This window comes from Azospirillum sp. B510, from assembly GCF_000010725.1.
In the GTDB taxonomy this organism is placed as follows: Bacteria; Pseudomonadota; Alphaproteobacteria; order Azospirillales; family Azospirillaceae; genus Azospirillum; species Azospirillum lipoferum_B.
Window position 1 is genome coordinate 256,534 of record NC_013859.1, and the last position, 13,676, is coordinate 270,209.

Here is a 13,676-nt window from a genome sequence, read left to right on the forward strand (position 1 = left end):
CGGGCTTTGCCAAGACGACACATTCATTGTCGTTCGTCCTTGAGCGAGCCCGACCCGCCATGGCTCATCTGGCCCCGATGTTCAAGCAATCGCACAGCCTGCTGCCGGTCCGGCCGCCGGAAACCGTGTCGATGCGGACACGGGACGGCGCGCGTCTGGATGCCGACCTCTATCGCCCCGATGCCGCCGGCAGTTGGCCGGTGCTGCTGCTGCGCGTGCCCTGCGGCCGGCGCACCGCGCTGACCAGCCATTACGCGCACCCGCGCTGGTACGCGGCGCGCGGCTATGTCGTGGTGGTGCAGGACATGCGCGGCTGCGGCACGTCGGACGGCCGGTTCCGCCCCTTCGAGGCGGAGCGGGAGGATGGGGCCGACGCGGTGGCCTGGGCCGCCTCGTTGCCGGGCTCGTCGGGGGCGGTGGCGATGTATGGCTGCGGCTATGCCGGCATGGCGCAGTGGCTGGCGCTGGCCGAGGCGCCGGCGGCCCTGCGCGCGGTGGCGCCGGCCTTCGCCGGCTGGGACGTCTTCTCCGACTGGGCCTATGAGGGCGGGGCCTTCCGGTTGGCCGACGCCATGGGCTGGGCCCTGCGCACCGCCGCCGACGCGGCGCGGCGGGTCGAGGACGGCACCGGCCACCGGGTGCTGTCGGACGCGGCCCGCCGCCTGCCGGTCGATGACGAGATCCCGTCGCGGCCGCAGGCGCTGCGCGATTATGCCCGCTACACCCATTACGACGATTGGTTGACCAACCCGGCGCCCGGTCCGGCCTGGGCGGCGCTGTCGCCCAAGGCGATGCGGGACGGCATGCCGGCCGATGTCGCGATCCTACAGATCGGCGGCTGGTACGATCCGCGTCTGGCCGGCATGCTGGATGCCCATGATTTCCTCAACGACCGCGTCGCCGCGCGCGGACGGGCGCCGTCGCGGCTGGTGATCGGTCCCTGGGGCGCCGACGGTCCCGCCGCCATCCCGCTTCCGGCGGGATCGGGACCGACGCTGGACACGCTGCAACTGGCCTGGTTCGAGCGGGTGCTGAAGGGCGAGGGCGGCGACCGCGGCGCTCCGGTCCGCCTTCATGACGTGGAGACCGGGCGCTGGCACGAGCTGCCGGCCCTGCCGGCGGCGGCGGCGGTCCTGCATCTGGCCAGCGACGGGCTCGCCAACCGCCAGGGCGGCCGGCTGGAGCTGGACATGCCCGAGCTGGAGGCGCTCGACGTGGTGGTGCATGACCCGCGCCTGCCGGTGCCGACGCTGGGCGGCCATGCGGTGCCGGATGCCGCCGGGCGCGTCGACCGCGCCGCCGTCGACCGCCGCGCCGACGTCGCCACCTACACCAGCCTGCCGCTGGAGGAACCGCTGATGCTGGCCGGGCGGGTGGCGCTGGATGTGTGGGTGGAGGCCGACGCCCCGTCCTTCGATGTCAGCGCCGTGCTGTCGGTGCTGCGGCCCGACGGGCAGGTGCTGCCGCTGACCCAGGGCCATGCGCGGGTCGAGCCGGGCGACCCGACCCGGCCGCTGACCATCGCCATGCGGGCGGCCTGCGCCACCCTGGCGCCGGGATCGGCGCTGCGCCTCAGCCTCGCCGGATCCTGTTTCCCGGCCTATCCGGTCAATCCCGGCACCGGGGCCGAGCCGGGCGAGACCCGGCGGGTCGATGAGCAGCCGATCACCCTGCTGATCCACAGCGGGCCCGACCGGCCGTCGCGCCTGCGCCTGCCGGCCGGAGGGGGCGCGGCGGGCTAGGCTCGGCGGGTTAGCCGAGGGGGTGCTCGGCGTCCGGCGCTTCCGGGGCCCCGCCGGCCGCTTCCAGGCAGAAATCCAGGCTTTGCGACAGGAAGCGCAGCATCAGGTCGCGGAAGGGCGTCTTGTCGCCGACCGCCCAGGCCCGTTCGACCAGATCCAGATACAGGCCGCGGTCGTCGGCCGGGATCACCACCGGGGGATAGCCGGCGCGGTTCAGAATCAGGTTGCACAGCAGCAGGGCCGTCGCCCGGTTGCCGGTGTGGAAGGGGCGGATGGCGCTCAGCCGGTGATGCGCCTCGAACGCGGTGTCGGGGGTGGCGTCGGACTTGCGCATCCAGGTCGACAGCGCCGACATCGACACCCGCAGCTTGGCCGGATCGGGGGCGGTTTCGGCCGGATCGTCCTTCGGCGGTCCGTCGCGGTATTTGCCGGCCTCATCCCCGATCCCACGATAGAGCAGGCCGTGGAAGGCCGCCACCGTCCGTTCGGTGACGGCGCCCGCCGGATCGAAGGACAGCCGCGCCATCAGTTCCAGCGCCGCGCGGTGGTTCAGGACGAAGCGCTGTTCCTCCACCGCGCGGTGACGCAGGATGCCGCCGCGCTCCAGGATCGCCTTCACGTCGGCGCGCTTCAGCGGCACCTCCTCCAGCGCGGCGGCGGCGGCGGTCAGATCCAGCTCCAACCGGTCGGCGATGCCGTGGACGACCTCCTGCGGCAGGGGGCGCGCGGCGTCGAGCGCCCGTTTCTTCTCCGCGATGTCGTCGAGCAGGGCCATCGGTCACTCTGTCGCTGGGGAAGGGATGAGGGCGGGGAGGGGCGGCACCCCTGCGGGGATTTGCCGCTTGGACGGGCACGGTTGCCGGTTTTAGGATCCCTGTCAAGATGTCCACAACCCGGCCATCCAACCCGGCCATCGCCGGTCGTGAAGGGGGAGATCGCCGCGATGAGCTACGTCGTCTGGGACGAGACCATGAGCGTCGGGGTTCCGGTTCTCGACGACGAGCATCGTCGCCTTCTGGATCTGTTCAACGGCCTGCTGGAAAGCGGCATCACCCCCGCCAACCGGGAGGAGCTGTCCAGCCTGCTCGCCAGCCTCCGCGACTATGTCGCCGTCCATTTCGCGCGGGAGGAGGCGATGATGGAGCGCGGCGGCTATCCCGACCTGGACGCCCATCTCGCCGCCCACCGCTATTTCGCCGACGAGGTGGAGAAGCTGGCCCGCGATTTCGACGGCGACAACCCGACCATGCTGCGGATGGACCTGATCCTGCTGCTGAAGGACTGGTTCGTCGAGCACATCCAGCAGACCGACAGCCTATACAGGCCCTATGTGGGGGCGGGCTGAGTGCCGAGCCGCCAGCTGGTCGAGCGTCGGCGGCTCGGAAATTTGTATGGCGTGCCGTTTCATCCGAACCTATGACTGCGACATCGGCAGTCTGTCATAGCGGCAACGATGAAGGCGGACGAGGCATGCGCGTCGCGACGACCGAAGATCAGGTGCGGCAAATCGTGGCCGATTTCAATGCCGGGCGCTTCGAGCAGGCGATATCCCTGTGCGAGGCCGGTCTGCGGCGGAATCGGAACGACCCGATCCTCAATCACCTTTTCGCGGCGGTTCTGTTCGCCAAGGGCGACGCGGCAAGGGCGGGCGCCCATATCCGGACAAGTCTGGCGGCGAAGGCCGACAACGCGCCGGGTCACCTGCTCGCAGGCCGCATCGCGCGATCCTGCGGGGATTTCGAGCGGGCCCTGTTTCACCTCGGACGTGCCGCCGCGATGTCCCCCAGCCTCGAAATCCTTCTCGAACAGGCCCGCACGGTCGATGCCGTGGGCGATCGGAACCGGTCGATCGATGCCTGGAGGGCGGTGACCCGCGCCAATCCCGGCCTGCCGGAAGCCGCCGCGCGTCTCGGCCGACTGCTTTTCGAAGATGGATTGCTGCGCGATGCGGCCGCCGTGCTGGAAGCCGTCCCGGCGGCCGGCCGGACCGCTTCCCTGTGGTTCGATCTTGGTCTGGTGAAACAGGATTTGCGCGATCTGGCCGGCGCGGCCGATGCCTATCGCGAAGCGCTCGAACTGCAACCCGGCAACGCCGAGGCGGCGGTCAATCTCGGCATCGTGCTCCAGGACATGCGGGACATCGACGGCGCCGTCGCGGCTTATCAAGTCGCCTACGGCGTGCAGCCCGAAACCTTCGGCGTGATCGCCATGTCGCTGACCTCGGCACCGCGGGGCCAGCTGTGGCTTGACCGCCAGGCCTTGAAGCGCATGCTCAAACCCTGATTCCAGGCCACGGTCAGACGGAGTCCGGCACGGGGCGGCGCCGCTTGGCGCGGAAGCGCTTCCGGTAGACGCCGGGCTTGGCGAGCACCTCGGCGACCGTCTTCTCGTAAGCGGTCTTGTGCGGCTCGTCGAAAGCTTCGAAAACCAGATCGGGAGCCGCCCGCGGCACCGGAAAGCACTGCGCGATGGGCATACCCTTCGGCAGGACACCCGAGAAATCGGGATCGGACCAGACCGCCGGGAAATTGATTCCCGCATCGGAAAAGCGATCCGAATCCACGACACCGGTCACCAGACGGAATGGAAGCTCGTGGCGATTGACCGGATGCGTCGCGAACAGCGACCAGCCCTCTTCCAGCTCGATCGTCCAGAAGCTGTTGAACTTCACCGCGGCCAGCCCATTGGAAAAAGGCGCGCCGGCAAGCTGTTCCGCCACATGGAAGCTGAGCGGTGACCGGGGATGGCCTTCGGTCGAAGGCTCCGGGATGGCCCAATCCCAGGTGAAGGCACCATTCCGAACGGTCACGTCACACGGCAGCAGGATCATGAAGCCGTGGGACATGGCGTCAACGAAAGGGGGGCATTGCTTCACGGTGCGGATTTCCCGACCGTGGATTTCCGAATGGGCCTTCGCCGGCATGAAACGCAGCCAATCCGGCAGAATGCCGCGGGCCGGAACAGGACGGGGCAGATGGCCGGCGAGCGCGGGATCGCAGCGGAACAGGATACGCATGGGAGTGCCTGAAGACGTTGACGGCGCCGTTTCCCGCAAAAGCCGGAAATCTCAGGTCCAGCAGAGCCCAGAACGGCCGGTGAGGCAAGGGGATGGGCCGAGTTCGGAGAAGGAGGCGTCGCGCGGGTCAAGGGAAGCGGCCGGGATTGCCGAAGCCCGATCCGGTCGAGACATGCCGCGCGTCCCCTCACTGCTTCGCGGCGGCCTTCCGGTCGGTCAGGCCCTTGTCCAGCTTGTCCTGGATGGCGCCCTTGTCGGTGTCCTCGTCGGCGTTGCGGAGCGCGCGCGTCCATTGGAAACGCGCCTCGTTGCGCCGGCCCGCCCGCCAATAGGCGTCGCCGAGATGGTCGTTGATGGTCGGATCGCCCGGCTTCAGCTCCACCGCCCGTTCCAGCTTGGCGACCGCGGCGTCGTAGTCGCCGAGCTTGTAGAGCGCCCAGCCCAGGCTGTCGACGATGTAGCCGTCGCGCGGGCGCAGTTCCACCGCGCGCTCGACCATGGCCCGCGCCTTGTCGAGATGCTCGCCGCGGTCGATCCAGCTGTAGCCGAGGAAATTGAGCAGCGACGGTTCGTCCGGCCGCAGCGTCAGCGCCCTTTGCAGATCGGCCTCGGCCTGCGGCCATTGCCCGGTCCTCTCGTAGCACATGGCGCGGGCGTACAGCAGCGGCCAATGCCGTTCCTGCGGCGTGCCGATCCGCTCCAGCGCCGTGCCGTAGGCGGGAATCGCCTCGGCGTAGCGTTTGGCGTAGCGGTAGATGTCGCCCAGCCGGATGATGGCGTCGGTGCGCTCCGGCCGCTCGGCGGCGAGATCCTTGAGGATCGCGATGGCGTCGTCGTCGCGATCCAGGCGGACGAGGCTGTCGGCCTCGCGCATGCGGGCGGTCCAGCGCAGCAGCGGGTCGGTTTCCAGGCGCTTGAAGGTCGCCAGCGCCTCGTTGTGATGGCCGCGGGAGGCGGCGATGTCGCCGATCAGCAGATGGGCGAGCGCCAGATCATCGCGCAGATGCAGCGCGATGCGGCCGAACAGCAGGGCCGGCTCGTCGGCATTCTCATGGTGCAGCGCGCTGCCGAGGTCGAACAGCGCCTCGGCAAGGCCGGAGCGGGCATCGGGCACCGGACGGACGTCGGACGGGCCGTTCGCCATGGCGTCCAGCGCCGGCTCCACCAGCAGACCGTCGGGGTTGTTGCCCTGGAAGGTCTGGTAGAGCTTGCGCGCCTCGTCCTTGCGGCCGGTGCGTGTCATGAAGTTGCCGACGATCTGCACCACCCGCAACGGCGCGTCGGTCTCCGTCACCTTGGCGTAGCGGGCCGCCGCCTCCTCGCTGCGGCCGGCGAGGTCGAGGACCAGGGCCGCATGCAGGTTGTAGAGCGCTTCGAAGCCCTTGACCTCCGCCAGCGGCCGCAGCGCCGCCAGCGCCTCGTCCGTCTTGCCGCGCGCGGCCGCCAGCCAGGCGCGGGTCAGCGGCGTCAGGAAACGGCCGAGCCCGTCGGACGGCAGGCGGGCGGCATAGCCGTCGGCCTCGTCCAGCCCGCCCCTGGCCAGCGCGTCGGCGGTCAGCAGGGTCAGCGCCATCTGTGGTTCGCCCTGCTCGCCCAGAAGGCGGGCGGCGTAGCCGAGCGCGGTATCGATCCGGCCCTCGCCCAGCCGCAGCAGAAAGGTGCGGCGCAGCAGGGAATCATCGTCCGGGTCGGCGGCGAGCGCCTGCGCGGTGAAGCGCGCCGCCGCGGTCCAATCATCCTGATGCTGGGCATAGCGCCCGGCCAGATAGCTGCCGGTGGCGGAGCCGGCGCCGTCCGCGGCCGATTCCGCGCCCGGGCCGGCGGCGACGGCCGGCGCCAGGGCGGTTCCCGTCATCAGGACCGCCAGGGAAATGGGCAGGAGCCGGCTTCGGACGCTCGTCATGCTCGGGTCACCTCTGATGCGCGGCCCGGATCGCTGGGGCCGCCGCGGTCATACACCACAAGGCGCCATCCCAGCATCTTCCACCGGGGACGGGCAAGACATTCCATCGCCGCCCGCCGCCGATCGGTCGATTCCACGGCTGGTGGGGCCGATCGCCCGATGCCGCGCGCGTCGGTGGCCGCATCCGGTTTGGGCTGTCCCAACGGAGATGCGCCGGATATGATGGGGTACGCCCTGTCTGCGATGGCATGCGAAGGATGGCGCCGTGAAGTTCGGGTCCGCTCTGTCCGCGTTGATGACGCTCGGCCTGCTGTGCGGAACGGCGGGGGGCCAGGCGCTGGCCCAGGCACTGGTCGAGGATGAGCCCATCGACCGCTCGATCGGCTGGGGAACCTGGCTTTATGAATCCGCGGCCGACCGCTATGGCAACGCGATGGACAGCGCCGGCATGGTCTGGTGGTCGGTCAGCCGGATCCTGACGCCGATCAATCCGTTCGGCGGCGAGACCCATGACGAGACCGGCCGGGCGCTGACCCCGGCCGACCGTGCCGCCCGCGACCGCAGCCGGCGGGAGGAGTTCGTGCAGATCGGCCAGGACGCCGGGTTCGAGCTGGTTTGCACGGTTTCCGGCATCGGCCTGCCGCCGCAGCTGACCTACAGTTTCCAGAACATCCGCGAATTGACCGAGGCCGACGCCATCGCCGTGCGCCGCCGGCTCGACGGCTTCCGCCAGACCTATTCGGGATTTCCGGCCCGCGTCGACGGGCTGGTGCTGGAGGCGATCGTCAAGGCCGGCACCTATGCCGACCAGACGGGTGCGACCGCCGTCATCGTGTCGCTGCTGCCGATCCCCACCGTGACCCTGGTGGCGGTCTCCCCGGCGCAAGTGGCGCAGACCGGCCCGATCTGCGGAGGGGCGTCGTGAGGCTTCCGAAGACCGTTTTGCGCATGGCCGCGCTGTGGGCGATCCTGCTCGGCGCCGGGGCGGCTCCGGCCGCAACCTCCGGCAACGACCCGGTGGTGCCGTGGCTGGCGGTTTCGACGACGCAGATGCCCTTCGCCAGGGCGGTGGCGGACCGTGTCGGCCGACGCGACCCCGGTCTGCGGGAACCGGTGCCGATCCTGCGGGACGTCGCGACGGCCGAGGGATTCGAGCGATTGTGCTCCGGGGCGCCGACGCTGGCGGCGGTGATCGCCACCCGCCGCATGACGGCGCGCGAATATGACCGTTGCCGCGCCGCCGAGGTCATCGACGTGGTCGAACTGACCGTCGGGCTGTCGGCGCTGGGGCTGGTGCATGGGGCGGCCCTGCCGATCGACGGGCTGACCTCGCGCAGCCTGTATCTGGCGATCGCCCGGATGGTGCCCCGCGACGGCAAGCTGGTGCCAAACCCCTACACGAGCTGGCACGAGATCGATCCGGCCCTGCCCGCCATACCCATCGCGGTGGCGCTGCCCAGCCCGCGGGAGGCCCGGCGGGCGCAGTTCGACGACGCCATCATGGAAGCCGGCTGCCGGCCCCTGCCGGAGATCCGCAGCGTCTATGGCGCCGACAAGCGCCGGCAGCTGTGCATCCAGGCGCGGACGGACGGCATGGTGCAGGAGGCCGACGACCCGGCCGAACTGATCCGGCGGATCGCGGCGCCGGGCAGCACCGTCCTGACCATCCTGTCGCTGGCGGACCTGCGCAGCGGCGCCGAGGAGGGCGCCCCGGCCGTCAATGCTCCAATCTCTATCGATGGGATCCCGCCGGTGCCGGATCGCTTTCTCGACGGCCGCTACCCGCTGACGATGGCGACCCGCCTGTATCTGACCAGACGGGCGCTGGATCAGGCCGGCGGGCTGCGGGACTATGTGGCGGAGTTCCTGCGCGAGGCGGCCATCGGTCCCGGCGGCTATCTCGAACCGCTGGGGTTGGTGCCGCTGCCAACCGACGACCGCCGCCTTGCCCGCCGCAACGCCGCCAATCTGCGGCTGTTCGCCCCTTGAGGGCCCGCGGACCGCCGGACGTTTCAGCCGGCGGTCCAGTCAGCCGGCAATCCAGTCCTGGCGCACCTGTTCGATCCGGTTGGCGCGCAGGATGTCGCTGGCATGGGCATCCATATGGGCGCGCAAAGCCTCCGGCATGCCGGGCGACAGGGTGGCGCCCTCCACCGACCAGCGGGCCATCCAGGACAGGGTGCGCAGCCAGGTCAGCCGGCGCAGCGGCTTCAACCACGGCCTCACCTCGTCGGCGAGGTCGCCCGGTACCGCTCTCGTCCAGGCGGCGATGAAGGCCTCGACCTCGGCCGGGGTCAGCTCGGCATCCACCGCCGGATCCCATCTCGTCGAGCTGTAGAGGCTGGCATGGGCGAGGTCGCTTGCCGGATGGCCGTATTGCAGCTTCTCAAGGTCGGTGAACCATGCCTTGCCATGGGCATCGATCAGGAAGTTGCCGGGATGCACATCCACCCCCACCGCGGTCAGCGGCATCGGCGTGTCCGGTGGCGGGGCGAGGTCGCCGGTGCGGGCGGCGTCCAACTCCGCCGCGATCAGGGCGCGGGCCTCGGACGACAGGGGCGCGCGGTCGAACCACTCCGTCTGCCGTTCGACCTGGCTTAGCAAGGCGGCGACCGGATCGGACGGCGCCGGCAACGGCTCGTGGAAGTCCGGCGGCGCCATGCGGTGCAGTGCCGCGAGCGCGCGGGCGATGGCCGGCATGTCGCCGGGCAGCACCGGCGTGCGCCCCTCCACCTCGCCGACCAGCAGGGCGCCCTGCGGCAGCCCCTCGCCCGGTGGCAGCAGGCCGGCGAAGCGCGGGGTGTGGCCCGACGGCTCCGCCCGCCTGAAGGCGGCGGCCTGCCGGTCCAGCGCCGTCCAGGCGTCGAGGCCGAGCTGGCTCCAGCGCGGGATGCGGGCGACCAGCCGCCGGCCGCGCAGCCGCACATGGTCGTGGGCGACGCCCTTCAGCGGCATCGGCTCCAGCGCGTCGGCGGGCAGGTCGGCAAGGCGCGGCAGCCGGATCAGGGCGTCGTGCAGCGCCCCCAACGAAAAACCGGCCAGCCCCGAACCGTTCGACCCGGCGCCGTTCGATCCGGTACCGCTCACGCCATATGCTCGCGCAGGCGGGGCATCAGCTCCACCAGATTGCAGGGGCGATGGCGGTTGTCGAGCTGCCAGACCAGGATGTCGTCCCAGGCGTCGCGGCAGGCGCTGGGCGAGCCGGGCAGGGCGAAGATGTAGGTGCCGTTCGCCACCCCGGCGGTCGCCCGGCTCTGGATGGTGGAGGTGCCGACCTTGGCGTAGCTGAGATAACGGAACAGCTCGCCGAAACCGGGGATCGCCTTTTCATAGAGCGCTTCGACCGCTTCCGGCGTCACGTCGCGGCCGGTGACGCCGGTGCCGCCGGTGGTCAGCACGACATCGATCCGCGGATCGGCGATGAAGGCCTGGACCTGGGCGCGGATGGCGGCGATGTCGTCCTTGACGATGGTTCGGGCGGCGGCCCGGTGGCCGGCCCCGGTGATCCGCTCCGCCAGCGCGTCGCCGGAGCGGTCGTCGGCGGCGCTGCGGGTGTCGGACACCGTCACCACCGCGATGTTCACGGGAAGGAAGGGGCGGTTCTCGTCGATCTTCGGCATGGCGGCAGGCATGTCCTCATGTCGGGCCGGAGCCCGACAGGGGACACCGGCGGTCAGGGTATCGGGCTGGCCTCGCCCCGCTCGGCCACTGTCGCAACCGGCGCCGTCTCAGCCGGTGCCGGCTTCGCCGCGACCGTGTCCGGCCGGCTGGCGACCTGGGCCGGGCGGGCCTCCACCGCGGTGTAGGACGGCCATTTCCCGTCGGCGACGGCACCGAGCGAGGCGGTCTCCTGGCCCAGCCTCAGCCGGTAAATCCAGAAGTTCGCCATCACCTTCTCCACATAGTCGCGCGTCTCGCCGAAGGGAAGGCTTTCGATGAACAGCAGCGGATCGTCGATGTCGTCCAGATCGCGCCGCCAGCGCGCCAGCGTGCCCGGCCCGGCATTGTAGGCGGCGGCGGCCAGGAACAGGTTGCTGTCGATGTCCGGCATGCCCAGCAGTTCCGACAGGTAGCGCTGGCCAAGCTCCATATTGCGCGACGGGTCGAACAGGGCGTCGCGGTTGGCGTCGTCGCTGCCGATGTCGGCGTTGCGCTCGCGCACATGCTGGGCGGTGCTGGGCAGGATCTGCATCAGCCCGGTCGCCCCGGCGGAGCTGACCAGACGCGGGTCGAAGCGGGATTCCTGACGCATCACCGCGAAGACCAGCGCGCGGTCGAGCGCGAAGCCGTCGCGCGGGGTCCAGTGCGGCAGCGGATAGAGGGCCGCGGCATAGGGAGCGCCATCGGGCCCGGCCACCGCGTTGCCCAGCCGCAGCGCCAGCGAGGCCACCCCTGCACGGTCGATCAGGGTGACCATCGCCTGTTCGGCCAGCGGATCGCCCTGCGGGTTGACGCGCTGGAGTTCGAGGCCGGCCAGTTCGCGTTGGCCCGCCTGGAGCAGGGCGATGGCGCGGGCGCCGGCCGGCTTGGCCGCCACCGCCGCCAGCTGCCGCCCGGTCAGATCCGGCGCCTGCCAGCGGACCTGGTCCAGGCTGCCCAGGCTGCGCAGCGCGATCAGGCCATAGAAGGTGTGGGGATAGCGGGCGGCGGCTGCCAGATGCTCCGCGGCCTCCTTCTCCTTGCCGGGCTTGCGCGCCAGCGCGCGGGCGGCCCAGTAATCGGCGGCGGCGGCCTTCCAGGGGGAGCGCGGGCCGGCCGCCGCCATGCCTTCGAAATGGCGGGCGGCGCGGTCGGTCTGCTTCAGCCGCCAGGCGGCCAGCCCGGCGATCCAGTGGGCCTCCGGCAGCATGTCGCCCGACCGGGCGGCGCTGGCCGAGGCCAGCTTCAGCGCCTGCGCCGTTTCGCCGGCGTAATAGAGCGATGCCGCGATCCGGGCGCGGGCGGCGTCATACTGCACGCTGTCGAGCCTGCCGCCGAACTCGTCCTGTCCCAGCAGGGTCAGGGCGCTGGACGTGCGGCCGGAGCGCAACAGGTCCTCCACCCGGGCCACCGCCGCGCGGTCGCTGCGGGCGCGGGACGCGGTGCGGCTGCGCGGCGCGACGGTGAGGCCGTCGTCCTCGTCCTCCTCGTTGCTGGCGACGGTGCGCAGGCCGCCCAGCCGTTCCAGCGATCCGACAAGGCGCACGCGCTCCTCCCCGCGCGGGGGCTTCGGGGGGCGCTGACCGGCGGGTTGGCGTTTCTGCGCGAGGCTGTGCACCCGCTCCGCCCCGGCGAGATCACCGTAATCCTGCATCCAGCGGGCGAGTTCCTCGTAGCTGGCGCGGCGGTCGGGATGGAGGTAGCGCTGACGCAGGACATAGCCGATCAGCCGGCGGTCCTTCAGCCTGGCGATCTCCGCATCGGCGGCGTCCCAGTCCGCCCGCTCCTGGGCCGCGAAGATGCGGCGGTAGCGGGCGGCATCCTCCTCGTCCAGCTGGACGGCGCGGGCCTCGTCGTCGGCCGCGAGCAGCAGCGGCGCGGCGGTCGGGTCCGGCGCCGCGGCCGCCGGGCCGCTGGCCGCGGCGGGGCCGGGAGCGGGCGAAAGGGCGGCGGGCGTGAGATTTTCGGGGAACCCCGCGGTCGGATCGCTTGGCGCGTCGCCGACCATGGGGCTGGTGAAGTCAGGCACGGAATCCCCGCCGGGCGGGACGACGGCGTGACCGTCCGGCGCGTGGATGATGAGGGCAGCGCAAGCGGGCCGAAACCCGACCGCACCGTCGGGCCCCAGGGTGTAAGCCACCGTGAGACCCAGCACCCCCAGAAGGTTCCGCCGCAGCGGGGTCGCGATCGCGACCCGGTATGCTGCACTGCAAAATATCCGGAGCATGGCTTCGGGATACAGCAGCAGCCGAAGAACCGCAAGCAACGGATTCGCGCGGAATGTGTCATCGCCCGGTATTCGCCAGTCCCTACAACGGCTTATCGGTTCCGGGGGAAATGCCTTAGCCCGTTGGGAAGGTGCCCTTCGGCAAGGGACGATTACATTCGTGTAATGCAACCAGCTCGGTCATATGAACGATTGCGGCCCGGTTGTGACATTGGGTTTTGTCTTTGGATTACTTGATGCCGACTTCGTCGATCTTTTGGCGCAGTGCAAGCATGTCCCGCCATGCCTCGCGCTTTGCGATAGGGTTGCGCAGGAGGTACGCGGGATGGAGCATCGGCATCAGCGGGATCGGCGTGCCCGCGGCCTCGTAGCTGCGCCATTGGCCGCGCAGCCGGGTGATGCCCTCCGCCCGGTTCAGCAGGGTCTTGGCGGAAACCCCGCCGAGCGCGACCAGAAGCTTGGGCCGCACCAGCTCCACATGCCGTTCCAGGAAGGGCAGGCAGGCGGCGACCTCCGCCTGGGTCGGGCTGCGGTTGCCGGGCGGGCGCCAGGGCAGGATGTTGGAGATGTAGACGGTGCCCCGGTCCAGTCCGATCTGGGCCAGCATGCGGTCCAGCAGCTTGCCGCTGACCCCGACGAAGGGCTTGCCCTGCCGGTCCTCGTCCTCGCCCGGCGCCTCGCCGATCAGCATGACCGGGGCCTGCGGGTTGCCGTCGGCGAAGACCGTGTTCATCGCGGTGGCCTTCAGCGGGCAGCCGTCGAAGCTGCGCAGGGCCGCCTCCAGCGCCTCCAGCGTCCCGGCCTCGCCGGCGCGGGCGCGGGCCTGGATGCCGGCCTCGCTGGCGCCCAGCGGCTGGTCGGGCGACGCGAAGGGTGCCGCCGGCCGCGCCGACGCGGGCGGCCGAGTCGCCGCCGGAGCGCGCGCGATCGCGGCGCCCGCGGCCGGCGCGACGCCGGGAGACGGCGCCCGCGTCGCCGGACGCGAGGCGAGAGCGGCCCAGTCGGTCGGCTCGTCGCCGATGGCCTCGTCGCAGCCGATGTCGGTGTGCCAGCGCAGCGCGTCGAGGATGTCGCATACGTCAATCATCGTTTGACCTTACCACAGATCGTGTGGTCTTACATGTTCAGATACCCAATTTGGGTGCGGCG

At 70.9% G+C, this 13,676-nt stretch carries 12 protein-coding genes; 5 read left to right on the plus strand and 7 right to left on the minus strand.

What is annotated here, in order from left to right; translation table 11 throughout:
- Positions 1 to 59: 59 nt before the first annotated feature.
- Positions 60 to 1,742, plus strand: coding sequence for a CocE/NonD family hydrolase (locus tag AZL_RS31140; RefSeq protein WP_042446620.1), 1,683 nt, complete (start codon positions 60 to 62; stop codon positions 1,740 to 1,742).
- Between the two features lie 10 nt (positions 1,743 to 1,752).
- Here the strand turns inward: AZL_RS31140 and AZL_RS31145 are convergent, their stop codons facing one another.
- Positions 1,753 to 2,517, minus strand: a complete 765-nt coding sequence (locus tag AZL_RS31145; protein ID WP_012978342.1) for a Fic family protein — start codon at positions 2,515 to 2,517, stop codon at positions 1,753 to 1,755.
- A 168-nt stretch (positions 2,518 to 2,685) separates the two neighbouring features.
- Between AZL_RS31145 and AZL_RS31150 the strand changes: the two genes are divergently transcribed.
- Together AZL_RS31150 and AZL_RS31155 are read left to right on the plus strand one after the other, a co-directional pair.
- Entirely contained in the window at positions 2,686 to 3,087 is a 402-nt protein-coding gene (locus AZL_RS31150) for a bacteriohemerythrin (RefSeq protein WP_012978343.1), read from the plus strand.
- A gap of 71 nt (positions 3,088 to 3,158) precedes the next feature.
- On the plus strand, positions 3,159 to 4,025 hold the full coding sequence (locus AZL_RS31155) for a tetratricopeptide repeat protein (RefSeq protein ID WP_247894579.1): 867 nt from the start codon (positions 3,159 to 3,161) through the stop codon (positions 4,023 to 4,025).
- Positions 4,026 to 4,038: 13 nt separating this feature from the next.
- On the opposite strand, the gene AZL_RS31160 is transcribed toward AZL_RS31155, so the two are convergent.
- Both AZL_RS31160 and AZL_RS31165 read right to left on the minus strand, forming a co-directional pair.
- Positions 4,039 to 4,758: a hypothetical protein gene (locus AZL_RS31160; RefSeq protein WP_042446621.1), complete on the minus strand. Its 720-nt coding sequence runs from the start codon at positions 4,756 to 4,758 to the stop codon at positions 4,039 to 4,041.
- Between the two features lie 187 nt (positions 4,759 to 4,945).
- Positions 4,946 to 6,661: a tetratricopeptide repeat protein gene (locus AZL_RS31165; RefSeq protein WP_012978346.1), complete on the minus strand. Its 1,716-nt coding sequence runs from the start codon at positions 6,659 to 6,661 to the stop codon at positions 4,946 to 4,948.
- 265 nt (positions 6,662 to 6,926) lie between these two features.
- Between AZL_RS31165 and AZL_RS31170 the strand changes: the two genes are divergently transcribed.
- Both AZL_RS31170 and AZL_RS31175 read left to right on the plus strand, forming a co-directional pair.
- Positions 6,927 to 7,586 carry a hypothetical protein gene (locus tag AZL_RS31170; RefSeq protein ID WP_012978347.1) on the plus strand — a complete coding sequence of 220 codons (660 nt, stop codon included), beginning with the start codon at positions 6,927 to 6,929 and terminating at the stop codon, positions 7,584 to 7,586.
- A complete protein-coding gene (locus tag AZL_RS31175) occupies positions 7,583 to 8,650 on the plus strand; it encodes a PstS family phosphate ABC transporter substrate-binding protein (protein WP_012978348.1) in 1,068 nt (355 codons plus the stop codon). Before AZL_RS31170 ends, AZL_RS31175 begins: the two co-directional genes overlap by 4 nt.
- A 39-nt stretch (positions 8,651 to 8,689) precedes the next feature.
- On the opposite strand, the gene AZL_RS31180 is transcribed toward AZL_RS31175, so the two are convergent.
- From AZL_RS31180 to AZL_RS31195, 4 genes are all read right to left on the minus strand, one after another.
- The gene (locus AZL_RS31180; RefSeq protein WP_012978349.1) at positions 8,690 to 9,748 is read right to left on the minus strand and encodes a phosphotransferase family protein; all 1,059 of its coding nucleotides are present in this window, start codon (positions 9,746 to 9,748) and stop codon (positions 8,690 to 8,692) included.
- Positions 9,745 to 10,281, minus strand: coding sequence for a molybdenum cofactor biosynthesis protein B (moaB, locus tag AZL_RS31185; protein WP_012978350.1), 537 nt, complete (start codon positions 10,279 to 10,281; stop codon positions 9,745 to 9,747). Before moaB ends, AZL_RS31180 begins: the two co-directional genes overlap by 4 nt.
- A gap of 53 nt (positions 10,282 to 10,334) precedes the next feature.
- Complete coding sequence (locus AZL_RS31190) at positions 10,335 to 12,329, minus strand: lytic transglycosylase domain-containing protein (RefSeq protein WP_247894580.1); 1,995 nt, start codon at positions 12,327 to 12,329, stop codon at positions 10,335 to 10,337.
- A 427-nt stretch (positions 12,330 to 12,756) separates the two neighbouring features.
- The gene (locus tag AZL_RS31195) at positions 12,757 to 13,614 is read right to left on the minus strand and encodes a uracil-DNA glycosylase (RefSeq protein WP_012978352.1); all 858 of its coding nucleotides are present in this window, start codon (positions 13,612 to 13,614) and stop codon (positions 12,757 to 12,759) included.
- Positions 13,615 to 13,676 lie beyond the last annotated feature (62 nt).

Excerpts from the sequence above, each read along its gene's own strand:
- AZL_RS31140 (WP_042446620.1), top strand. The coding sequence starts at position 60 with ATGGCTCATCTGGCCCCGATGTTCAAGCAATCGCACAGCCTGCTGCCG.
- AZL_RS31145 (WP_012978342.1), bottom strand. The coding sequence starts at position 2,517 with ATGGCCCTGCTCGACGACATCGCGGAGAAGAAACGGGCGCTCGACGCC.
- AZL_RS31150 (WP_012978343.1), top strand. The coding sequence starts at position 2,686 with ATGAGCTACGTCGTCTGGGACGAGACCATGAGCGTCGGGGTTCCGGTT.
- AZL_RS31155 (WP_247894579.1), top strand. The coding sequence starts at position 3,159 with ATGACTGCGACATCGGCAGTCTGTCATAGCGGCAACGATGAAGGCGGA.
- AZL_RS31160 (WP_042446621.1), bottom strand. The coding sequence starts at position 4,758 with ATGCGTATCCTGTTCCGCTGCGATCCCGCGCTCGCCGGCCATCTGCCC.
- AZL_RS31165 (WP_012978346.1), bottom strand. The coding sequence starts at position 6,661 with ATGACGAGCGTCCGAAGCCGGCTCCTGCCCATTTCCCTGGCGGTCCTG.
- moaB (WP_012978350.1), bottom strand. The coding sequence starts at position 10,281 with ATGCCGAAGATCGACGAGAACCGCCCCTTCCTTCCCGTGAACATCGCG.
- AZL_RS31195 (WP_012978352.1), bottom strand. The coding sequence starts at position 13,614 with ATGATTGACGTATGCGACATCCTCGACGCGCTGCGCTGGCACACCGAC.